At 62.0% G+C, this 21,771-nt stretch carries 18 protein-coding genes and 1 pseudogene; 8 read left to right on the top strand and 11 right to left on the bottom strand.

Going from position 1 to position 21,771, the window contains the following annotated elements; translation table 11 throughout:
• Positions 1-347 precede the first annotated feature (347 nt).
• The 3 genes from H2170_15545 to H2170_15535 form a co-directional block, all read right to left on the bottom strand.
• A complete protein-coding gene (locus tag H2170_15545) occupies positions 348-1,700 on the bottom strand; it encodes a cyclic nucleotide-binding domain-containing protein (GenBank protein ID MCS6301483.1) in 1,353 nt (450 codons plus the stop codon).
• Positions 1,637-2,341, bottom strand: a complete 705-nt coding sequence (locus H2170_15540) for a hypothetical protein (protein ID MCS6301482.1) — start codon at positions 2,339-2,341, stop codon at positions 1,637-1,639. Before H2170_15540 ends, H2170_15545 begins: the two co-directional genes overlap by 64 nt.
• Before the next feature lie 327 nt (positions 2,342-2,668).
• On the bottom strand, positions 2,669-4,159 hold the full coding sequence (locus H2170_15535) for a succinate CoA transferase (protein ID MCS6301481.1): 1,491 nt from the start codon (positions 4,157-4,159) through the stop codon (positions 2,669-2,671).
• Positions 4,160-4,301: 142 nt separating this feature from the next.
• Here H2170_15535 and H2170_15530 point away from each other — a divergent pair, with 142 nt between their 5' ends.
• The 3 genes from H2170_15530 to H2170_15520 all read left to right on the top strand — a co-directional run bounded on the left by H2170_15530 (position 4,302) and on the right by H2170_15520 (position 5,890).
• A complete protein-coding gene (locus H2170_15530) occupies positions 4,302-5,060 on the top strand; it encodes a hypothetical protein (GenBank protein ID MCS6301480.1) in 759 nt (252 codons plus the stop codon).
• A 303-nt stretch (positions 5,061-5,363) separates the two neighbouring features.
• Positions 5,364-5,597: an addiction module protein gene (locus H2170_15525; GenBank protein MCS6301479.1), complete on the top strand. Its 234-nt coding sequence runs from the start codon at positions 5,364-5,366 to the stop codon at positions 5,595-5,597.
• A complete protein-coding gene (locus tag H2170_15520) occupies positions 5,594-5,890 on the top strand; it encodes a type II toxin-antitoxin system RelE/ParE family toxin (GenBank protein ID MCS6301478.1) in 297 nt (98 codons plus the stop codon). The genes H2170_15525 and H2170_15520 overlap by 4 nt, the downstream gene beginning before the upstream one ends.
• Before the next feature lie 442 nt (positions 5,891-6,332).
• On the opposite strand, the pseudogene H2170_15515 reads toward H2170_15520, so the two are convergent.
• Positions 6,333-6,584 (bottom strand): annotated as a pseudogene (locus H2170_15515) (prepilin-type N-terminal cleavage/methylation domain-containing protein).
• Between the two features lie 604 nt (positions 6,585-7,188).
• On the opposite strand from H2170_15515, the gene ltrA reads away from it, so the two are divergent.
• Positions 7,189-8,889 (top strand): group II intron reverse transcriptase/maturase, encoded by a 1,701-nt coding sequence (ltrA, locus tag H2170_15510; GenBank protein ID MCS6301477.1) that lies wholly within the window; start codon positions 7,189-7,191, stop codon positions 8,887-8,889.
• A gap of 523 nt (positions 8,890-9,412) precedes the next feature.
• Here the strand turns inward: ltrA and rapA are convergent.
• Together rapA and H2170_15500 are read right to left on the bottom strand one after the other, a co-directional pair.
• Positions 9,413-12,268 carry an RNA polymerase-associated protein RapA gene (gene rapA / locus H2170_15505; GenBank protein MCS6301476.1) on the bottom strand — a complete coding sequence of 952 codons (2,856 nt, stop codon included), beginning with the start codon at positions 12,266-12,268 and terminating at the stop codon, positions 9,413-9,415.
• Positions 12,269-12,652: 384 nt separating this feature from the next.
• Positions 12,653-13,753 (bottom strand): ROK family protein, encoded by a 1,101-nt coding sequence (locus tag H2170_15500; GenBank protein MCS6301475.1) that lies wholly within the window; start codon positions 13,751-13,753, stop codon positions 12,653-12,655.
• Between the two features lie 197 nt (positions 13,754-13,950).
• On the opposite strand from H2170_15500, the gene H2170_15495 reads away from it, so the two are divergent.
• From H2170_15495 to H2170_15485, 3 genes are all read left to right on the top strand, one after another.
• The gene (locus H2170_15495; protein ID MCS6301474.1) at positions 13,951-16,614 is read left to right on the top strand and encodes an ankyrin repeat domain-containing protein; all 2,664 of its coding nucleotides are present in this window, start codon (positions 13,951-13,953) and stop codon (positions 16,612-16,614) included.
• A 25-nt stretch (positions 16,615-16,639) separates the two neighbouring features.
• Positions 16,640-17,299, top strand: coding sequence for a hypothetical protein (locus H2170_15490; GenBank protein MCS6301473.1), 660 nt, complete (start codon positions 16,640-16,642; stop codon positions 17,297-17,299).
• 79 nt (positions 17,300-17,378) lie between these two features.
• Complete coding sequence (locus H2170_15485; GenBank protein MCS6301472.1) at positions 17,379-17,720, top strand: hypothetical protein; 342 nt, start codon at positions 17,379-17,381, stop codon at positions 17,718-17,720.
• 118 nt (positions 17,721-17,838) lie between these two features.
• Here the strand turns inward: H2170_15485 and H2170_15480 are convergent, their stop codons facing one another.
• Positions 17,839-19,092: a type II toxin-antitoxin system HipA family toxin gene (locus H2170_15480; GenBank protein ID MCS6301471.1), complete on the bottom strand. Its 1,254-nt coding sequence runs from the start codon at positions 19,090-19,092 to the stop codon at positions 17,839-17,841.
• Complete coding sequence (locus tag H2170_15475; protein ID MCS6301470.1) at positions 19,089-19,412, bottom strand: helix-turn-helix transcriptional regulator; 324 nt, start codon at positions 19,410-19,412, stop codon at positions 19,089-19,091. Before H2170_15475 ends, H2170_15480 begins: the two co-directional genes overlap by 4 nt.
• A 210-nt stretch (positions 19,413-19,622) precedes the next feature.
• Between H2170_15475 and H2170_15470 the strand changes: the two genes are divergently transcribed.
• Positions 19,623-20,420, top strand: coding sequence for an endonuclease/exonuclease/phosphatase family protein (locus H2170_15470; GenBank protein MCS6301469.1), 798 nt, complete (start codon positions 19,623-19,625; stop codon positions 20,418-20,420).
• A 453-nt stretch (positions 20,421-20,873) separates the two neighbouring features.
• On the opposite strand, the gene H2170_15465 is transcribed toward H2170_15470, so the two are convergent.
• From H2170_15465 to H2170_15455, 3 genes are all read right to left on the bottom strand, one after another.
• On the bottom strand, positions 20,874-21,134 hold the full coding sequence (locus H2170_15465; GenBank protein MCS6301468.1) for a hypothetical protein: 261 nt from the start codon (positions 21,132-21,134) through the stop codon (positions 20,874-20,876).
• Positions 21,118-21,414 carry a BrnT family toxin gene (locus H2170_15460; GenBank protein ID MCS6301467.1) on the bottom strand — a complete coding sequence of 99 codons (297 nt, stop codon included), beginning with the start codon at positions 21,412-21,414 and terminating at the stop codon, positions 21,118-21,120. The genes H2170_15465 and H2170_15460 overlap by 17 nt, the downstream gene beginning before the upstream one ends.
• 93 nt (positions 21,415-21,507) lie before the next feature.
• The gene (locus tag H2170_15455; GenBank protein MCS6301466.1) at positions 21,508-21,753 is read right to left on the bottom strand and encodes a hypothetical protein; all 246 of its coding nucleotides are present in this window, start codon (positions 21,751-21,753) and stop codon (positions 21,508-21,510) included.
• Positions 21,754-21,771 lie beyond the last annotated feature (18 nt).

Genomic DNA, 21,771 nt, shown 5'->3' with positions numbered 1-21,771 from the left:
CTGTGGCCTTGAGCGTGAGCTCAAGGTTCCGCCAGGCGCGCCGCGCCAATTAATCGCGCAGCGCGGTTCGGAACCTTGAGCTCACGCTCAAGGCCACGGGAACGGAGGCATGAAGGTAAACGAAGGTAGGCGGGGCGGTGCAGGGGTGCGGATGTGGTGGCTGGAATGAGGATGTGGCCTTGAGCTCACGCTCAAGGCCACGGGAACGGAGGCTTGAAGGTAAACGAAGGTAGGCGGGCGGTGCAGGGGTGCGGATGTGGTGGCTGGAATGAGGATGTGGCCTTGAGCGTGAGCTCAAGGTTCCGCCAAGCGCGCCGCGCCAATCAATCGCGCAGCACGGCGGCGGATTACCCGTTGAGGGGGAAGATCGGGTGGCCGAGGCGCTTCGAGCTGATCTCCTCGAATTGGATGCCGATCAGAAAATCCTGGGTGATGAAATTGAGGAAGTCGGTTTTGGACAGGATCAGGTTTCGGCAAGGCGAGTGGGCAACGATGGTCGCCGTCGCGATGCTGTTTTGCAGCAGGCTGATCTCGCCGAAAAACTGCCCCGAATTCAGCGAGGCGACTTCTTTGTCCTGCTTGAGGACGCGCATCTCACCCTCGTGGATGAGGTGGAAAAAACCGTTTTCACGGCCTTCGGTGATGACGATTTCGCCGGGGCGGAAGTCTTGAAAAATGCTACGTCGGGCGAAGGAGGCCACCGCATGCGGGCTCCAGTGGCGCGACAACGGGATGCGCTGCAGAAAGGCCATTTTTTGCACCGTCTGCTCGATGGTGTCGCGGGAAAGGCGCGTGAGCACGAGTTGCTCAAACTCAGCCCGGCCCAGCGAGAGCAGAACGCTGTCGGTGAGGCAACGCACCGAGCGGCGGCGGGTGCGATCGAGCGCCAGAAGGGCGATTTCGCCAAAAATGTCCGCCTCCTGCAGGGTGGCAATCGCTTCGGTTCGACCTACGGCGAGTTCGCGCACCACCTCTACCCGGCCGGAGAATACGATGTAGAGTTTTTCGCCCAGTTCGGCTTCACGCACCACGAGGCTGCCGGCGGAATGCTCCTCGGCGACCACCGCCGCGGCCAGAACGGCAATGTCCGCCGCAGCCAGACCACGGAAGAGCAAGGTGCGGCTCAACAGGGTTTTGATACGCTCCGGGTCGACCGTCATCGACTGGGGGTGGAGCGTCGTGGCGGTCCTCAGACGCAACCACGCGCGTAGGTGTTTCCATGCAAACCAGCCGAGCAGGCTCACGGTGACGGCTACCATCAGGCCGAAGGTCGTGAGCAGGGCCAGTGCGGTGAAATGGAGGCCGCCGGAGTCCCGGAAGCGTTGCAGCAACTCGAGTGCGTTGACCTGCAGAAGTGCGCAACCGCCGAGGAATAAAATCACCAGCCATAACACCGTGTAGCTGGTGGCGATGAGCAGAAAGCGGCGGTCTGCGAACTTGAGCCGGGCGTGCAGCAGGACGTTAAACAACTGGTTTTGGATGAACTTGAAGTCGTAGGTGATGGCGAGGCGCACGTCGCCGTAGAGGGCGTGCAGCAGGTCCAGCATGGGCGATTTCCAAAGCGGGGAGAGCAGGGCGATGAGTCCGCAAAGGAGTGGGAAAACAGCGCCTGGCAGGTAAACGGCGGCCAGTGCGGTCAGAGCAAACTGCGGGGCGAGGCGAACGAGGGCGACGTTGATTTGGGCGTCCCGACTGCCCATAATGTGTCGTCCAGATCGGCTCGGAAGCGGGGGTGAATCGTGCGCCGCCAGAGCAGTTGCGGGTGATAAACCTCGCAGCCGGCACCGCGCACCACGCAGGCGGCGAGCAGGTAGCCAAGGCTGATGGCCACACAGGTGAGTAGCCAGCCGATGGCCAGGTGCCCGGCGTGTTGGGGCAGGGGAAGGGGACGCAGGATAATCGTAATGCTGGCGGCGGCCATGGCGAGCAGGGCCAGCCAGCGCGCCGGTTTGCCCTGGGTGCTACCGCGCCAAACCGCCGGGGCCACGGCCGGCGGGACCGGCTGTTGGCTCATCTGGAGGATCCCCGCATCGAAGGCTTTGACCACGATCTCGTAGAACTCGCGCAACGGTATCGTGCGGCGCTGGCCGATGAGTTCGAGCAGTACGCCTGGCACGGTGCGGCCCTCGGCGAAGGTTTCCAGTGCCTGCCATTGTAGCGGGGTGAGCACCAAGTAGCGCCGGCCGGGTTGGTACTTTACAATCACCCGATCGGGGCGGGTGTGGGCGATCCTCAGTTGGTTGGAAAGCCTGAGGGTAGACGCGGTCAGCAGCGTGCGTTGGTCGACCAACGCGATTGCGTAAGGTGCGGCTCCGGTGCCGGGGGCCAATTTCATGGACACAGTGCTATGCGGCCGATTTGCCGGACGGAAGTTTTAAACCGCGTGCGCCAATGGGGGTTGAGCGGAGGGGGGGGGCGGCGCTCGAATCATTCTCGTTCTCTTACTCTTACTCGGATAGAACGATCCAACGTCGGGAACGAGTAGGAGTAAGAGAACGAGAACGATTGCGGCGGGACGACCTCCGTGTCGGCTGTGGCCAAAAAGTAGCGCAGACTTCCAGTCTGCTCGGGGAAAGCTCCGGAAAGCGCCCGAGGCAGGCTGGGAAGCCTGCGCTACTTTTTCGGAGCCGGGCCACACGAAGGCGGGCCGGCGCCTGAGGCATGGGCTTTAGCCCAACGGGGTCTGGCGCATGTCGCCGGTGCGCAGGAACTGTTCGTGGAAGGCGAAGGCGCGGCTGAGCGTCTGCGGGGTTTGGCCCTGCTTGGACATCTCGTAGTAGTGTTGGAGCAGGTCGTGGAACTGGGGATGCGCGCACTTTTGGATGATCAACTGGGCGCGCTCGTTGGGGGTCTTGCCGCGCAGGTCGGCCACGCCGTTTTCGGTGACGACGACCTGCACCGAGTGCTCGCTGTGGTCCATGTGCGAAACCAGCGGCACGATGGTGCTGATCTTGCCGCCCTTGGCTGACGACGGACAGGTGAAGATGGAGATGTGCGCGTTGCGGGTGAAATCTCCCGAGCCGCCGATACCATTCATGAGGTTGCTGCCCATGATGTGCGTCGAGTTGATGTTACCAAAAATGTCCACCTCGATGGCGGTATTGATGGTGATAATGCCCAGACGGCGGACGATCTCGGGGTTGTTGGTGATCTCCTGCGGGCGGAGAAGAATGCGGGAGCGGAAAAACTCCAGGTCGTCGTAGAACTTGAGCAACACGTCCTTGGCGATGGTGAGCGAGGTGCCGGTGGCGAACTTCACCTTACCGGAGCGCACCAACTGGATGACCGAGTCCTGGATGACCTCGGAGTACATTTCGAAGGCGGGAATGCCGGGGTGCGCGCCGAGGCTGCCGAGGACGGCGTTGGCGATGTTACCCACGCCGGATTGAATGGGCAGAAACTGCTTCGGAATGCGGCCGGCGTGCAGCTCACCGGCGATGAACTCGGCGACATTATTGCCTATACGCTCGGTGGTATCGTCGGCGGGCTCGAAGCCACCGTTTTCGTCGGGCATATCGCTATAGACGATGCCCACGATTTTGTTCGGATCGACCTTCACGGTCGGCGTGCCGATGCGATCGGACGGGCGCAGAATCGGGATGGGCTGGCGGAAGGGCGGGTCCATCGGCTCGTAGATGTCGTGGAAACCGCGCAGGTTGGGCGAATGGAAGCGGTTGACCTCGATGATGACCTTCTTGGCGCAACGCAGGAAGGTGGGGGAGGCGCCGACCGAGGTGGTCAGGGTGATCTCGCCGGAGGGGGAAACGTCGCTGGCCTCGACGACGGCCCAATCGATGTCGCCCAGGAAGCCGCTGCGCACCTGTTGGGGCAGGTGGGAAAGGTGCATGTCAAAAAACCGCGTGCGGCCCGCGTTGATGCTTTCGCGCAGGGATTTGTTGCTCTGGTAAGGGGTGCGCCAGGAGATGGCGTCGGCGCGGGCCAATTCGCCGTCGAGCGAGTCGCCGGTGGAGGCGCCGGAGACGATCGCGACCTTGAAGGGGCGGCCGGCCTCGTGTTCGGCGCGGGCACGCGCGGCAAGGGCGCGGGGCACGACTTTGGCGGCACCGGCGGGAGTGAAACCACTCACGCCAAGGGTCTGGCCATTTTGGATCAGGGCAGCGGCCTCATCGGCCGTCAGGGTAACAAAGGGAATGCTCATGGGACTGCGAAGAGCCTACCTACTTCGCTTAATTAGAGCCAATCGCACCTTGGCAATGCCTGCGCATCAATTGCGTCACGAAGCGGACGGGAGGCTTGCGGCAGAGCCAAATGGCGGCACGTTTGCCCGCTTTACGCGCATCATGAAAAAACTCCTCATCATTCTGGGCAGCTTGCTCGCACTCGTGTTGATCGGCGGCGTCATCGCCTCCTTTTTTCTCGGCTCCATCGTCACCAAAGGGGTCAATACCTTCGCGCCGAAGGTCACCGGCACGCCGGTCACGCTGGAGAGCGCCTCGATCTCGCCGTTCACCGGCTCGGGCACGCTCAACGGCCTGGTCGTGGGCAACACCCCTGCGTGGAAAAGCCCCAAGGCATTCTCCTTTGCCAAGGTCTATGTGAGTGTCGCCCCGCTGTCGTTGGTCGGCGACCACATCATTGTTAAGGAGGTGCTCATCGACGGCCCTGAGTTCGTTTACGAGACCAACTTCGTTCGCGACAACATCAAGGACCTGCTCGTCAACATCGACAAATTTACCCGTGAGCTGACCGGCGGAACGCCTGCGACTCCGGCTGAACAACCCGCACCCGCCGGCGGTAAACCGCTCAAGTTTGAGGTGAAGAAGTTCCGCCTGCAAAACGTCAAAGTCACCGTCGGAGTCGGTGGTGCGGCGCTGACCTTGCCCCTGCCGCCGATCACCTTGACCGACCTCGGCACCGCCGAGGGCGGCATCACCCCCGATCAGATTGCCACCAAGGTGCTGACGAATGTGTTGGGTAACATCACCACAGCGGTGGGCGATTCGTTGCTCAAGGGCGGCACCAAGGGCGGCGAGGCCGCCACGAACGCGGCCAAGGCTGCGACCGAGGGCCTGAAAAAAATCTTCGGCGGTAATAAATAAGCTGAACGTCGAGGGGCAGCTGGCGGCGACCTGAAGCAAGGTCGTCGCTAATCTCGATTACGGAGGGACGACCTCCGTGTCGTCCAGGGTTTTAAGAGTAGCGCAGACTTCCAGTCTGCTCCTCATCGGCTCCGGCAAGCGCCCGAAGCAGACTGGAAGTCTGCGCTACTTTTTCCGAGCCAGTCCGAACGGCGGTGTCGATCACCCAGCTGCGTAAAGTTCGCGCCTGCGGTAACCCGTGCGGGAGGGGGAGAAAACGACAGCGGACTTGCCCAGCTGCACGAAACCAGCAGCGTTGCAGGCATGCCCATGACCGTTGAACAAGTGATCGCGGAGACGAAAAATTGGCCGGCGGAGCAGGTCGAGGCGCTGTTCGAGCGCTTCCTGATGTCCAACTATCGTCTGCCAGACCCGGAGTATGACGCCGCTTGGGGGGCCGAGATCCAGCGCCGCCTTGATGACATCGAAAGCGGGCGCGAAGTGGGCGTCCCCGGCGAGGAAGTCATGGAGCGCGTGCGCAAGATTGTCGGCCTGTGAAGCACTACCGCTTCCATCGGCAGGCCGAGGCCGAGTTTGCCGAGGCGGCGCAGCATTACGCCGAGAAAAGCCCGGCTCTTGGTGTGCGCTTCTACATCACGATCATGGAGCTGATCCACGAGGTCCGTGAGTCCCCGCAGCGTTATCGAGTGATCCAGTCGCCGTGCCGTCGCCACTTCCGTCTGCCCTTCCCTTACGCGGTGATCTACATTGAGCGGCCCGACGACGTCTTCATTGTGGCGGTATCGTCGTTCAAGAGGGAGCATGGCTACTGGCGCGACCGTTTAAAGTGAGCGAGTCTCTTCCCCTGGCGACCGAGGGCCTGAAAAAACTCTTCGACGGCAATAAATAAGCCGCTCGGAGATGTGAATCGGACCGCGGAGGCGGGAACGATTACGGAGGGACGACCTCCTTGTCGTCCGTGGCCGCCAAATGAAATCGGGGCCGTCTTTCGCTCGTCGATTTTTCAGCGCCCTGTGGCTAGCGCACGCGGAACCCGTACCCTCCACCGCTGAGCGAAGAGAATTCGCCCGTCGTCAAATCACCGTCATCGAGAATTTGATCCACTTGTTGCATGACGGCATCGGTTTCCCGGCCGCTGCGCACGATGATGTTCTGACTCGGCCCCGACCAACCGTATAACCCGCCCATGGCCCCGCCGTTTGCATACGCGACCGGCAGGTAGCCGCTCATCCCGGTGGGCGTTACCCCGTTGATCGCCGCCGGCGGCCAATCTCCCGTTTCTAGCGCAAAGCGCTGAAACGCGGATTCAAACTGGCGGAAATCGGTGGCGTATCTCGTAGCCTGGGAGCGCATCCGCACCCGCTGAAACGCCGGAATGGCCAACGCCGCCAGCAGTCCGATAATCACCACCACGATCATGATCTCCACGAGGGTAAACCCATCGACTCGCACGACCCGGGGAATTGAACGACGTCCCAAGCGATTTTGCGGTTCCGTTGCCACCGGATGTAGTCGCTGAACCATGCGCCGAAACTGCCCGCTCCAGTTGGGCGGGTCAAGGGGCGAGAGGGCCCAGGCACGCCGGTAAAGCAAAGGCGCTGGGTTGAATGGCACTTAGTTAAGGGGTGTTATCGTCAGTCCTGTTTAGATCGCCCCTTCAGGGCTTGGGCGCTTTACCCCATGATTCCTAGGGCGTTGCCCTAGGCCTGGAGTTTGGCCCCTGACTAGTCGAACGAAGATCAGCCGAATCCTTGAGCTCACGCTCAAGGTCTGGAGTTTGGCCGTTTAACCTGAATTCCGAAGTTCAAACCAACCACAGATTACACAGATTGCACAGATACAATCCCTTAGGAGGTAAACGGACTCAGCTTGATCCCCTTTTTTTCATCCTGTCTTCAAATTCAGTAACACTCTGTTATCTGTGCTCATCTGTGAATTCCGTGGTTAAAACTTCGGCGTTCGGGTGTGCGACCATGAAACTAACAACCATAACAGTGAAAGTCTGTTCGACCGAATTTAACGATTCGCGGTCGAAGGGCCCGGTCACGGATGCAGGCCGCGAGGCCTCGCCGGAAAGCACGACCGTGTGCCCGAACCAGTCAGCCGCAACGAAGGTGAACCCCATCCAATGAGCTCCGTTACCGAAACAACCGACGAGTCCAGCCGCTACCTGAACGGTGAAGACTGCAAGGATCGGAAAAGGCAGTCTCGCAAAGACGTAGGACCTAAATCGTTGATTTCCGATCAACACGTCGGCGGAGTCAGCGGGGGCGGCGGGGTGGGAAAGGTCGTTAGGTTAAGTGGTGAGACCTGCGGCGGTGGGGCGTCTTGCGATGCCTCAACCACCGGCACAAGCGCGGCAAAACCTCGTAAGGCCGGACGGGCCGTGGCAGGAGTCGGAGACCTCCATAGTAGTGATGATCTAGCGGACATTAAAACCGCCGGGGAGCGAAGGGAGGGCACTTGTTCCCACGCATCACAGAGCGGCAAAGGACCCGACGATGGCTGGGGTGATGAACTCTGGATAAAAACGTCACCGAAGGTTCGGAAGCTGCAACGTGTGCTATATCGGAAAGCAAAAGCGGAGCCGCATTGGCGGTTCTATAGTTTGTATGGAGAGCTGTATCGGCAGGACATTCTGTCGGATGCGCTCGATCAGGTGATCGCCAATGACGGCGTGCCGGGAGTGGACGGGTTCGAGGTGGAAACGCTCGCAAAGAACGAAGCCTATCGGGCGGCATGGCTGCTTGCGCTGGCGGAGGAAATGCGAACGAAAACCTACCGACCCAGTCCGGTCCTGCGCGTCTATATATGGAAGGATCAGGCCAGGACCAAACGTCGTGCGCTGGGCATCCCTACGGTGAAAGACCGGGTGGTGCAAAGCGCGGCGGTGATCGTGTTGCAGCCAATCCTAGAGGCGGACTTCCATGACCATTCCTACGCCTACCGGCCGAAACGTCGGACCCATCAGGCGATGGATAAGGTCAAGGAAGCCATGCTGAGCGGAAAGGTGGAGGTGGTGGACGCGGATTTATCGAGCTACTTCGATATGATCCCGCACCGCGAACTCCTGCAATTGGTGGCCAAACGGGTGAGCGATGGGAGCGTGTTGCGTTTAATAAAAACGTGGCTGCGCGCACCCATCGTGGAAGAGGACCGGGACACGGGGTGCCGCAAGGTGAGCGCGAACCGGTGTGGCACGCCACAAGGCGGAGTTATATCGCCTCTGCTGGCGAACCTCTACCTCAACGACCTCGATCATGCGGTGAATGAGAAGTGCGAACAAAAGCCGACGATGGTGCGTTACGCCGACGACCTCCTGATCCTGTGCAAACCGGGTCAAGGGGCGGGGCTGCAAACGCGACTGAAACGGTGGCTGGAGGCACGTAAGTTAAAGCTCAACGAAGAGAAAACCCGACTGGTGGATACACGAAAGGAAGGCTTTGAGTTCCTCGGTTTTTCCGTCGCATGGCGGCAAGGCATGAAGAGCAAACGAAGGTATCCGCACGTGGACCCCAGTGCGAAAAGTCTGGCCAAGTTACGCGACAAAGTGCGGATGGAGCTAGATGTGCGAACGCGCAACCAACCGGCGGTGGCGGTGGTCCGCAAGGTCAACCAAATCACTCGCGGTTGGGCGACGGCGTTTCATTACGGCAACAGCACGCACGTGTTTAGTAACCAGCAGGCTTTTGTGCGCAACCGGTTGCGGCGGTGGCTGTGGCGAAAGTATAGCCGCACCCACGGACTCTTCGAGTTCTTCACCGACGACCGTTTGCATGGTCAATACAAACTATGGCACTGGCCGCTTACGGCGGCTTGGAAGCAATGAACTCCGCTGAAACCAAACCGAAAGAATGGGGACTCGGTAAGCCGTGTGCGGGAAAACCGCTTGCACGGTTTGACGAGGGGGAGGGTCGCGCTGACGGGTTGCCGACGCGCGGCTCTCTCTACTCTACTTAACTCGTGCCAAGAACCATACAGGTGCTGCGCATCATGTATGGCGATCTGAGCTGATCACTCCGGAGAGTTTCGCAGACTTCGCAACAGCCACCCTCACGTCAACGAACTCATCGAAACCCATGCCGTTGCTACCTGCGGTACGATTCTACCTTAGCTGGGGGGGGCGGATCTCAACTCGTTTTGGGGCCAAACTCCAGAGCGCAGACTTCCAGTCTGCTCCGCATTGATTTTGTCGGATTGGCGCTGAGGTAGTGCGGTGCTTTAGCCCGCAGGTTTGCACCGGTTTCCCTTCTGCAATTTCCGATGCGGGCTGAAGCACCGCACTACTTTCGGGGCGATGCCTGCAGACTGGAAGTCTGCGCTACTTTTTCGGCCCCCAGCCCAAAACCAGCTCAATCCAGGTCCACGCCTTCGACGATCAAACGCAGGCTGTCCAAACGCAGCCGTGCTTGCTCGATCGCGGTGCGCACTTGCAACACCTGCTTCTTCGCCAGTTCGAGCTCTTCGGGCCGCACGTTGTCGTTTAACTTCCCCAATTCGACCAGCCGTTGCAGGTCGGCGGTGAGCGTGGCGGCGGCCTGCTCCCGCGCCGTCTTTTTGATCGTCAAGGTGCGCGCTGTCGCCCGCTCGGTGGCCGCGGTAACCAGGTTTTTTAACAGCGTGCCGTTAAAGCCGGGCCGCTCCAAGAAACTCGCCAGCGGGGCGTCTTCCACGTCGGCGTTGAGCCGTGAATACAGCACGTCGTCGGTCAGGTCACCGCCGTGGATGTCGACCAAGACGCGCACCGGGGTCGGCGCTAGGAACTGGTCCACGTGCCAGCGGGCGTCGGCAACCGTTTCTAAAACGAAGACGGCTTCGAGCAGCAAGTTGGGCTTGTCGGCTTCGAGCACGCAGAAAGCCGTGGTGCCGGCGGGCGAATCCACCAGCAGGTCGATCGTGTCTTGCACCAGCGGGTGATCGGCCGAGAGGAATCGAATGTCTTCGCGTGCAATCGCGCGCTTGCGCTGGTAGGTCGCCAGAATGCCGTCGCGCGGGATCGACGGGAAACCTTCAACGTAGGCGCGGTCGGCGTTGAGGTTGAAATCTCCGTCCTCGTGCTCCTTGATTTCGACCCCGAAGTGTTCGAGCAGGTCGGTGAGGATTTTTTTCAGCAGCGGATCGGCGTCGGCGGCACGCACGCGGTCGATCACGGCTTTGGCCACCTCGCCGTTGAAGGAGTTTAACTCCAGCAGGCGATCGCGGCCTTGCTTGAGCTTGAGCTGGAGGGCGTCGCGGAAAACTTCGGTTTCGGCGATGAAGGCGTCGAGCTGCGGGCGGGCCTTTTTCTTGAGTTTACCTTCGCCGTAAGACGTCGCCAGTTCCAGCAGGCGGGTGCGGAAGGCGTCGGCGTAATCGTTGCCACCGTGCAGCGGCGCTTCGAATGAATTCAGGCCCAGGTGATACCACTGGGCCACGGCTTCGTCGGCACCGCCGACGAGGTAGGGCACGTGAATGCGAATGGTCTCCGTTTGGCCGATACGGTCGAGGCGGCCGATGCGTTGCTCGACGAGGCCGGGGTTGAGCGGCAGGTCGAACAGCACGAGGTGGTGGGCGAACTGGAAGTTGCGCCCCTCGCTGCCGATTTCGGAGCAGAGCAGGAGTTGGGCTCCGGCGGGTTCGGCAAACCAAGCGGCCTGGCGGTCGCGCTGAATCAGCGGCAGGCTCTCGTGAAACAGGCCGATGTTGAGGTTGAGCTTTTCTTTGATGGCGGCCTCCAGCGCGAGCACCTTGCGCTCCGAGCGGCAGATGAGGAGGACTTTGGCGGGGGCGTTTTTTTGCAGGAAGCCGACCAGCCAATCCAGGCGCGGGTCTTCCTTGTAGGAGAAGCGCAGCGTGGCGATCTCGCCGGTTTCCTCGGCCTGCAGTTCGCGGCCAACGCGGGCCAGCAGCGTGGGCGTGGCGTCGGCGATCGCGACCGGGCAATACTGGCGCTTGGGGAAGCCGGTCATGGCGGCGCGGGTGTTGCGAAACACCACGCGGCCGGTGCCGTGCTGGTCGAGCAGGGTGCGCAACAGGGCGTCACGCGCGCCGGCTTTTCCAGCGGAGAGCGCGGCAAGGTGGGTGGCGAGGGTTTCCGGATCGCGGTCGAAGAGCTTGCGCAGCGCGGTGTGGTCGGCGGCCGTGAGGGTTTTACCGTCCACGATCTTTTCGGCGATGGCGGCGACCTGGCCAAAGTCGGCGGCTTCGTCGACGAAGCTCTCGAAGTCGTCGTAGCGGTGCGGGTCGAGCAGGCGCAGGCGCGCAAAATGCCCGGCTTGGCCGAGCTGGGTCGGGGTGGCGGTCAGCAGGAGCAGACCGGCGGTTTTGCGCGCGAGTTGCTCGACGAATTTGTATTCGGGGCTGGCCTCTTCGGGCGTCCAGCCAAGGTGGTGCGCTTCGTCGACGATGACGATGTCCCAGCCGGCCTCGACGACCTGGGCGCGGCGGTTATCCATGCCGGACAGCAGGCTGACGCTGCCGAGTGCCAATTGGCTGGAGAGAAACGGGTTTTTGCCCGGTTCGCTGCCTTCGATGTCGGCGCAACGCGGCTCGTCAAAGATCGTGAACCACAGGTTGAAGCGGCGCAGCAGTTCGACGAACCACTGGTGGGTGAGCGACTCGGGCACGAGGATGAGTGCGCGTTTAACCCGGCCGGTGGCGAGCAGGCGCTGGAGAATGAGACACGCCTCGATGGTTTTGCCCAAGCCGACCTCGTCGGCGAGCAGCACACGCGGGATTTGGCGGCCGGCGACCTCATTGAGAATGTAAAACTGGTGCGGGATCAGGTCGATGCGCCCGCCGAGAAAGCCGCGCACCGGGGACTGGCGGAAGCGGGCCCGGGCCTGGAGCGCGCGTAGGCGGAGATCGAATACGGTGGAGGGTTCGGCCTGGGCGGCCATCAGGCGCTCGGCGGGGGAGGCGACGCTCGTCAGGTCGGAGATGACGTCCTCGCGCACGCGCTGGCCGGCTGGGCCGACGTAGGTGAGCAGGCCGGCGAGCTCGTCGACGGAGGCGACGGTGAACTTTTCGCCGGCGCGGGTGGCGACGGTCTCGCCGACGGTGAACTGCACGCGTTTGAGCACGGGAGTGCCGCGGGCGTAGATGCGTTTTTCCCGGGTGGCGGGGAACTCGATTGTGATGCGGGTGCGATCAAGCTCCGCGACCAGGCCAAGGCCCAGCTCGGGCTCGCGTTCACTCAGGCAGCGTTGTCCGACAAAACCAAGAGACATAGCGGGACATCACACGGAGCGGGAGCGGGCTGGGCAAATGCGTTTTCAAAAAACCGCGATTTCGCGGTTGGGGGGGGGCGGGGGGGGGACACCTTGAGCTCACGCTCAAGGCCACGGGGAGTCGATGAAGCGTGTGTTCACGAGGAGTGTGTTCGCGAAGCGTGTGGCCTTGAGCGTGAGCTCAAGGATTCGGCTGATCTGCGTTCGACTAGTCAGGGGCTAAACTCCAGACCTTGAGCTCACGCTCAAGGCCACGGGGAGTCGATGAAGCGTGTGTTCACGAGGAGTGTGTTTACGCCGAATGTGGCCTTGAGCGTGAGCTCAAGGATGCCAACGACCCGTGCGGCTGCCCATTGGGGGGGGGGGGCAACGCGGGCATCAGCTTCAGCCGAGCTGCTGCAGGGCGAAGGCGTACGCACCGAGGGCGACGGCCTCGCTGGTTCCTAGGCGCGACATGCCCACGCCGAGTCGTTGCAACGGGTCGTATTGCAGGAGGCGCTCGCTGCCCGGCACCTTGATGATACGAGACTCGCCCTTGAGGAAGGTCTCAAGCTGCGCGGGGTCTTCGAGGTTGAACGTGGGCTGGTTGAGGCGGCGGTAGGTTTTGCCGCCCACTCCGGTGTAGTTGGAATTTACCTCGTCTACCAACGCCGGCAGGAACAGCGGCCACGCGCCTGAGACGCCGCCGCCGATCACGGCGAGGCCGTCGATGAGCGTGAGGGCGTTGGCCAAGGCATCGCCGGCCACTTCGCCGAGGCAGCGGAAGGCTTCCTTGGCGGCAGCCTGGTTGCCGGGCTGTTGGCCGCAAGCGATCGCGTAGATGTCCTTGGGCTCAGGGGATTGCTCAAAGGGAATGCCGGTTTTTTCGGCAAAGACGCGGCGCACGGCGCGGATGCATGCGCCCTCTTCGGCATCCATGGACGGGTGCATTTTGTTGCGCAGGGAGTGGATTTCCCCGGCCATGGAGTTGTCGCCTGTAAACAGTTCGCCGTTGCGCACGATGCCAGCGCCGAAGCCGGTGCCCAGGGTGATGCCAAAGAGGTTTTTGTAACGCTTCGAGCTGCCGGCTTTTTCCAGCAGGGAGTTCACGTGGGGGAGCAAGCCGCCGATCGCCTCGCCATAGACGAAGAGGTCGGCGTCGTTGTTAATATAAACAGGGATGCCGAATTTGTCCTGGAGCATCGGGCCGATCGCCACGCCGCCGCGGAAGCCGGGCAGGTTGTGCAAATCGCCGATGATGCCGTTCGGGTAGTCGGCCGGCCCGGGGAAGGCGAAGCTGATGGCCGACGGGGGCTCGGGGCAGAGCGCTTTCACGCGCGAAAAGCCGATGATCAGGTTGTCCAGGCACTGCTGTAAATCCGCGCCGTTGGAGGGCAGGGCGACTGTTTCGGTGACGGGCTTGCCGCCGCGCGTGGCGGCGAAGCGGAAGTTCGTGCCGCCCGCGTCGAGCGTCATGACGATGCGTGAGTCGTGATATAGGTTCATGGTACGGGTGCGCTTAGGATTAAAGGCGGTGAGACCAACCGAATCTAGGCGAAGGGTAAAGCCATGCTTTTGGCGGTGGGATCCCGAAGGGGTGCGAGCGGAGGCGGATGCGGAGCGGCTGGGCAGGGCCGGCCGGGCGCTGAAACCAGTTGGCATGCGTGACCAAGTCGTTAACCCAGTCCCTTTTCTTTTCGTTTATGCTTACCCCCTTCAAAATGAGTGCCTGCACCCTGCCTCGGTTGACGCTGTTTGCCCTCGCCGGGCCGCTGCTACTGGTGGCCGGCTATTCGATGCCGGAAACCCCAGCGCAGCCGCCGCTCCCGAAGGCCGTGAACGAGTCCGATGCGCCGCTCCCGGTGCCGGTCTCCTCTGTGGCCCAGATCGCTCGCGAGCGCTTGGCGGCGGGTGAGCAAAACATTGCCGAAGCCCTGCTGGCTTCTGCTTGCGCGGTCAACGACGCGCCCCCGGATGTCATTTTTCTTAATAGTGTCTGTTTGCGCAGCCGCTTTCAGACCAAAGAAGCATTGCGTGGCTGGTACCATCTGGTGGTCCACGCACCCGATAGCCCCCAGGGCCAGGTCGCTGCCTGTATCATAGGTCAAGATCTGGCGACCAACCTGCCGACCCGGTTGCACTATTTCAGTGGCTTGATGGTGGTGGCCTGTATGCACCCCGACGACCCCATGATCCAGTGGATGGCCGCGGTGATGGCGCGCGATCTGACTCGTGACACCGATTCCCCTATGTCTCATGCGACGCGCCAACGCATTGTCGCCTACGGGATCGAGCGCTATCGCTCCGTGCTCACCCAGTTTGCACCCGGGCCCGGCCCCACGCTGGTCCACCAAACCTTCGCCAACCTGCTCTCGGCGATGGAAGACCACACCACGGCCTTGCAGCACTACCGCATCGTGATGGAGCGAGAGCCTAAACCGTGGTCGCTGTACGCCGCCGCTGGAAGTTTGCGCGACCTCGGCCAGTGGACTGAAGCCCTCCGCCTGTGCGATGCCGCGCTGGCTCAAGACCCAAGCCACGAGGGCGCTCAAAAGGTTCGCGCCGAATGCCTTTGGGCGCTGGATCGCAACGAGGAGGCGCTCGCGTTGTGGATCTCCCGCATGCCGGATTATAGCGCCGGTAATTGTAGTTATTACGGCGAACTGGCACTGGCCGCCGGCTACCTGCCCCAGGCCCGCATCTTTCTAGAACAAGCCGTGCAACTTGACCCCAAGCACCAGGTCGCCGCCATCCGGCTCGCCCGTTTGAACGTCCATGAAGGTGCGCCGGGTGCCAGTGCGGCGTTGGCTAAATTAGGTACCCTCGATTGGCGCGGCCTGCACGTCCCCGTCGGCAAGCTCTCACCCGACGCCGACAACAGCCCTTGGTTTACCGCCCTCGACAGTGGCGATATCACCGCCGTGCGCGAACGGCTCGCCACCACCCCGATCGAAACCCGCAGTACGACCGATCAGGCGAGCGCTCTCATGATTGCCGCCCGCTGTGGCTGGACGGAGCTGATCCCGGTGCTGCTGGCCGCCGGGGCTCAACTCGATGCGCAGGATGCCAACCGCGACACCGCGCTTCACTATGCTGCGCAATTCAAGCAACACGCCTGCGTGCAACTGCTGCTGAATGCCGGGGCCAATCCCAACCTGTTGGACAAATGGGGCCAGTCTCCGCTCACCATGTCGGTGAGTTCTTATCAGTGGAAAACTGCCCGCCTGCTGATTAACCACCCGGGGATCGACCTGAATGTGTGCGCCAATAACCGCGGCACCGCCCTGCATACCGCCGCCGGTTATGGGCAGACGGATATTGTTCGCACCCTGCTTGCGCACCACGCCGAGTTTAATCGCGCCAGTCCGCAGACCGGCACCACCCCGCTCATGATGACCTGCACGGAGTGGCACCACCCCGATGCGCTCACGGTTCTGCTGGAGGCTGGCGCTGAGGTGAATCAGCAAGACCGCCAGGGCCGCACCGCGCTGCGACGCGCCATCCAACCCTTCCCCGCCCCGCAACTCACCGACGGCCTACTGCGCCATGGGGCAGACCCGCTGATTGCCGACCAGTCCGGCATCACCCCGCTGGCCGCCGCGCACCTGCTCGGCTATGGCGAACTCGCCACGCGCATGGAGGCCACCTTAAAAACCCCGGCCCCGGCATTGCCCTGGAATTTACCCCTGCTGACCCGCCCTGCCGATCCGACTAACGCCGAGGCCCTGGGCAACGCCTTTACCTTGCCCATCGCGCTCAGCCACGGACTGTCGCTAGAACCCGCTCGTACCTTGCCGCCTGAAAAGGCCGGAAAACAGGCGCGCGACGCCCTTTGGTCCCAATTCGCGCTCGCCGACGCCACCGCCTTCAAGGCCGCTCTGCTCGCGACCGACCGCCTGCTTCCGCTCAACCACACTGGCCAATTGGTGACCCTTGTCGACGGACAGTTTCCCCGATTCGCCGCTGGCTTGGAGCGCCTGCTCAATCGGGTGTTTTACGTAGGGCGGTCAGCCTCGGTCACACCGCTGGCCTGGCGTAAGAGTCACCTTATCTACTTGGCCCGCCTTGGTGCCGCCGCCGGCTACTTGCCGGCTAACGAAGCTGAGGAAATCGCCGCCGCCGCAACCGAAACGCTGCGCGGCAGTTTCACATCCTGGACCGAGTTTGCTGACAGTTTTATCTTCGGTGCGGTCCAATACGCCGGCTGGGAACACACACGCCACGAACACCTCTGCCGGCTCCTGTTGGGTTGTCCGGAGTTAACCACCCCTTGGCAGAACACGATTTGGCGGCCCACCCCGGTCGGTTCCGATCCCGTAGCGCCGGGAGGCCCCGTGCATATTCCGGTAACCTACATCGCGCCCTGAAAACGCGCCGCCTGCGTCCAACGCGATGGGCTGCGCAACGAGTGCTATATCTAAGGAGCCCCTGAGCTCCAGCGACGACCGCCGTGAACCCGGCGACAGGCGGCAGTTCGATGTGGTAGTCGGTGGAGAGGATGCTGACTTGGTGGCCGTGGGCTTCGCGGTGGCGCACTTCGCGCAACCAGAGGCCGTTGGGCAGGCAGGTGCCGCGTTCGGCCAGGGACATGACTACGCTTTCGCCGTGGTGGAGGGTGACGGTGCGGGGCGCGAACTCGGCCTCGGGCCAGTCGGCGGCGGGGAACTTATGGTAGGTGAGGATGGCCACACCGAGGGCTTTGAGCTCGGCAAAGAGCGCGGGCGAGTAGCCTTCGCGATCAAAGACGATGGTCAGGCGCGGGGGCGGCGGCATGGAGGCGAGCGCTCCGGTCTCTGGAGTCGGGGCGGGAGTGACGGCGGGTTCGGTATGATCAAGGGCGATGGGGTCAACGGGAGTGGCGGCGGCCACCGGATCCACCGGGACGAGGGCGAGCAGGCGGGGGACGATTTGTTCGCGCAGAACGGTGCAAAGGCCGGGGTCGATAGGGTGGGTGACCACGAAGAAGGGTTGGCCGCCAAGGCCGTTGACCCAGTAGTCGGTGGTGCCGGCCGAGCCGGGCGGACTTTTTTTGGAGCGCGGGGCGGGCGCTGAGGCGTCCGGATCGGATCGCCTTGTGCAGAGTGTTGGTCAATACGCCGGTCTTTACACTGACCTCTGGCACGCTCAGGCCTTGGTCAAGCAGCGCCTGCACTTGAGGCTTCAGCTCAAGCGTGAGTTTGCTGCCCGACCGCGGCTCGGCCGGCTTGAAAAACGCCGCCGCGCCCGCCGTGCGATAAAGCTTCGCCATGCGTTTTACCGTGCCCAGCGGCACCCCGAAGGCGCGCACGATCTGGCTCTGCGTGGCCGTGCCGTTCACGATCAGTTGCGTGGTAAAGAGCCGGAAGGCCGCCAAATCGCCCTCGTCATGGCTAAAGACGGGCAAATGACCGTTCAGATACACCACTTTCCCATCCCGGCACTGCGCGCCGATCGAATCATTAATCGCGATCACTCCTGCCGGAAACACCGGTAATTACACTTGAGGCATGGCCGCATCTTCAGCGTTTCCGGCGCTCTGCCAAGGCCCGGCTCATACCGTAATTTAGGGTGATAGCCGGCTCATCTCAATTCCTCGCCGTCTACACTTTCCCTCATGGAGTCAGGATGTCTGAGCCTACCAGTCCCGCGATCCGCGTATGGGTGGAGGCGATCTCGTTGATCTGAGCGGATGGAACCCCGTGGGCGCGGGCGATTTCGGGCCAGCTTTCCACGGCGCAGTGCACCGCCTCCCGTGCCTCAGTGATCTCCAGTGGCTTGATACCGCCTGCTTTTAGCCATGCCTCCAGTCGCGCCCATTCAGGGACGACCTCACCGGCAATTTTCATGCCTCGGTCCAAGCCGGGCGAATGCGTGAGGTCAAAGGCGGGGGCGAGACGCCAGGTGCGCGTGCTCTCGTCGTAGATGAAGGCGTGGTTCTTACCGTGGTCGTCTTGGTTACCGGCGATGAGGTTAAACAGGAGTCGTCTCGCGGCAGCCAACAGGTCGGCCCGAGGGCAGGCGAGGCGGGTGCAGGCGACAAAAAGATCGGCGTAATCGAGTCCCGCTTTGGGCCGATGCAATAACCCGGAGAGGCTCTGGAAGTGGCGGCGGTTGCCTTGGGCACTCACGTCGAAGCGCTCGATGAGCAGGTGGTCGCGCCCGTTTTCGTCGGTGAGCAGGCGCGCTGCTGGCACGGGGATCCCGGCGCGTGCGGCCATCGCAAGGTAGGCGAGTTCGGCGCGGTGCCGGGACTGGCCACTCACATCGAGTTTGAGCAAGGCCGCTTTCTCACCGGCAGCCAGCGAGGTAACCTCACCGCGAATACGCAGCGTGTTGTCGGCTTGGGCGACCACGAGCACCTTGGGCTGTGCACCACCACCGGTAATGCCACCGCTCGCCATCAGGTGCGGCATGAGGGTCTTCAGATCACCCTCCTGCACGGCGCGGGCTTCGCGGGCCAACGCCGAGGCTTGGATACGTTCAAGGACGGACGCCCGATCAGCCACTTCCATGGATGGAGCGAAACCGATGCAGCCGAGCCCGCGTGCGCCGACCCACGCGAGGAGTTTGAAGGTCGTCGGCCGGCCCAAGCTGGAGCGCGCAAAGACGGTTTCCGCTACCCGTCGTCCCCATGAATCGGGTAGGGCGTCGGAGATGAGTCCCGGTACGCCGTCCTCGCTGTCGTGGGCATTCACCGCCTGGGTGTCGAAGGAGAGCTTGAGCGGCGACAGGTTGTGGCCGGTGGCAATCCACTCAGGCGTATAGCGGAAGTAGATCGGGCCGGAGTGGAGTAACTCGCCGACGATACGACCATCCGGCCAGACGACGTTCAGTCGGTGCGGCTCTGTGCGGGTTTTTGTTTTCATGGAGACTCTCCGACTGGCTTTCCGGGACGGGCTCGCTGCCTGCGGGCGAGGCGCTCGACCGTATCGAAATCAACCGGTGGTGCGATGTCCGGCACAAGTTCCCCGAGCCCATCGACCAGCCCCAACAGGCCGAGCACCCGAGCCAATACCTGTAACTGGACGCTGCCATCGCCCGCCTCTAATTTTGCGTAGGTGCTACGGGTGACGCCCGCGAGTTCGGCTAATTGCTGCTGGGTTTGGTTGCGACGTAGCCGGGCCCGCTTGAGGCGCGTGCCTAAGCGTTCCAGCGCCTCACCGTCTCCAAATGGTGTAATGTTCATTTAAATTAACCCAGTGCTTATTTAATTTCGTTAGTGAGTGCTAAAATAGGCCTTAAGTCAATTGATTGATTGCCCTTATTTTCGCGAGGGGGCGAACCCGTACTGGTAATACCCCATTGAAATCCACACGCTGTCCGCTATGCCGATACCGGACGATCACAACGACACCTTGGGCTCACGAGCGCGGGTTGCACGGCAGGCGAAGTGACCATGATCCCGTCGCTCCTCCGCCTCTTCGCCTTGATGCTGGCACTGGCCAGCTCGCTTTCAGCGGCGCTCAAAATCGGCACGCTCAATTGCTTCTTCCTGGTTGATCCGGCTCGACCGGCCGAAGGACGCTTGAGCGACAAGGCTCCGCCCCCTGAAATCTACGAGACGAAGATTGAGAATCTTGCGGGCCTCATCACGGGTCTCGACGTGGTGGGCATCCAAGAGGTCGGAAGCGAGCGGGAGGCCAAGGCGCTCGCCAGCAAAGCCGGATACCGCGCCCGCTTTGTCCAAGGCAAAGACACCTTCACCGGCCAGGATGTCGCCACGTTGGTTTCACCACGGCCGAGTCTTGTGGTGCTTGGTGCAACCCGCGTCCGCGAGCTGGAAAACCTCTCGAAGCACCTGCTTGTCACTCTCGTGGAGTCGGGAACCCGCTACGCCATTCTCAATGTTCACCTCATCCGGCCCATCGGCAGGAATGCGGAAAAACACAGCCAGCAACTCGCCGCCATCTCCGCTTGGGTGGCGGAGGTGAAAGCACGTGAACCGGCCACGGTGATTGTCGTTCTCGGGGATTTTAATGACCCGTCGCCCAACCTTCTACCACTCGCTGATTCCGCAGTGGCCACCGGATTCACGCCTACCCATTTGGACAAAAAGCCCTTCGACCGCATTTTCACCACCGGCGTCATTGAGCAGGTGATTGTGGTTCGCCCGCCCTATCCCAAGCGCCCCAACGACACGCTCAAAGCGGAGTGGACTGATCACTACCTGCTAAAGGCCATGGTGGAGTTCTGAGGCCGGGCGGCTCCGACGAGCGACTTAAGTGGTGCGGGCAGAGGGAGTCGAAGAATGCCCGATGCGGCAGGAAAAACCGGTGGAGCAGTGCGGCCGGAATGGAGCGCAGCAGGCCGAGTGAGGTGAACGTGCGAGGATTGTAGTTCGACATGAGGTGGAGGTGCCGCGGGGGAGCGGGCGCGCACCTCGCGATAAGCAGGGAAAACCCGCAAATCCGCGTTGCCGTTAGCCCAGACAACCCTCAAGCGGGCATGGGGTGTGCCCGCTTCTATGCATGGCTCAATTGATTACGCGTTTACGGCGGTTTTATGAACGGCCGCTAAGGGTGCGCAGTTAATTTGCGATTAACTTGGGTTTTGAGGGAACCGGACGCGGGTCTGGGTTACTGTGGTTGCCCAAAAAAGCCCGCCGGTAAGGGCGGGCTGGAGGGGGCGGCACGGGTGAGGTGGAGGCCTACGCGGCTTTTTTGATTTTCCGTTTTTCGGCCAACGGGGCGGCGGGTAAGGATACAGCGTCGGCCAAGATGTTTTTGATCAGCGACTGGTAGGGTACGCCCCGGCTGTGCGCGGCGGACTTGATGCGGTCGAGCACGGAGCAGGGCAGGCGCAGGGAGATGGGCGTCGCAGTGGGCTTTAAGTTGGCGAACACCACGCGGCTGGCTTTGCTGAAATCAGCGGAGGTGGTGGAGAGGTCGGGCTTAACAAACTTTTTCATATTGGATTCTTTCTTTGCGACTGGCGGGGCGGGCGGAGATGACGCGGATTTTGTGGCCTCGGATCGTGAAGACGATGCGGAGCACGCGCCCGCGTTCACTGTGGCCAAAGATAAACCAGCGAGGTTCTTCGTCCTCGGGTCGGGTGGCGTCCATGACGACGGGGGCTCGAAAAAACACCTCCTCGGCCTCTTCGTTGCCGATGTGGTGCTTTCCGGGGTTTTTGTCGGTGTTGCCCCCGTCCCAATCAAAGCCGGTTAGTTTTGAGAAGTCGGGGAGCATGTAGCGTTTTTGATATACAATGTATTGAGGTGAACAAGTCAAATAGGGGGAGCGGGCGGCGCCGGAAATCGACGCGATGCCACGGAATTCGAATCAGGCGCGGGCGGGTATTTTCAGTTTGGTGCGGATGTGGAGTGCGACCTCGGAGACGTCGTAATAAACGAAATGGCCGACACGGTGATGGGGGATGCGGCGGAGTTTTGACCATTCGCGCAGGGTGCGGATGGAGGGCTCGCGACCGGCGGGGAAAATTCCGCAGGTGCGCAGGCCGACAATGTCGGTGAGTTGCGCGTGGATCGGCGGTTGAATGCAGGGAGCGGAAACGGCGGGTGGGTTCATACGCTCAAGGCGGGGTGT

The organism is Opitutus sp. (assembly GCA_024998815.1).
Lineage (GTDB): Bacteria > Verrucomicrobiota > Verrucomicrobiia > Opitutales > Opitutaceae > Rariglobus.
The sequence above is the reverse complement of the archived record's forward strand: the minus strand, read 5'-3'. Positions and strand labels throughout refer to the sequence as shown.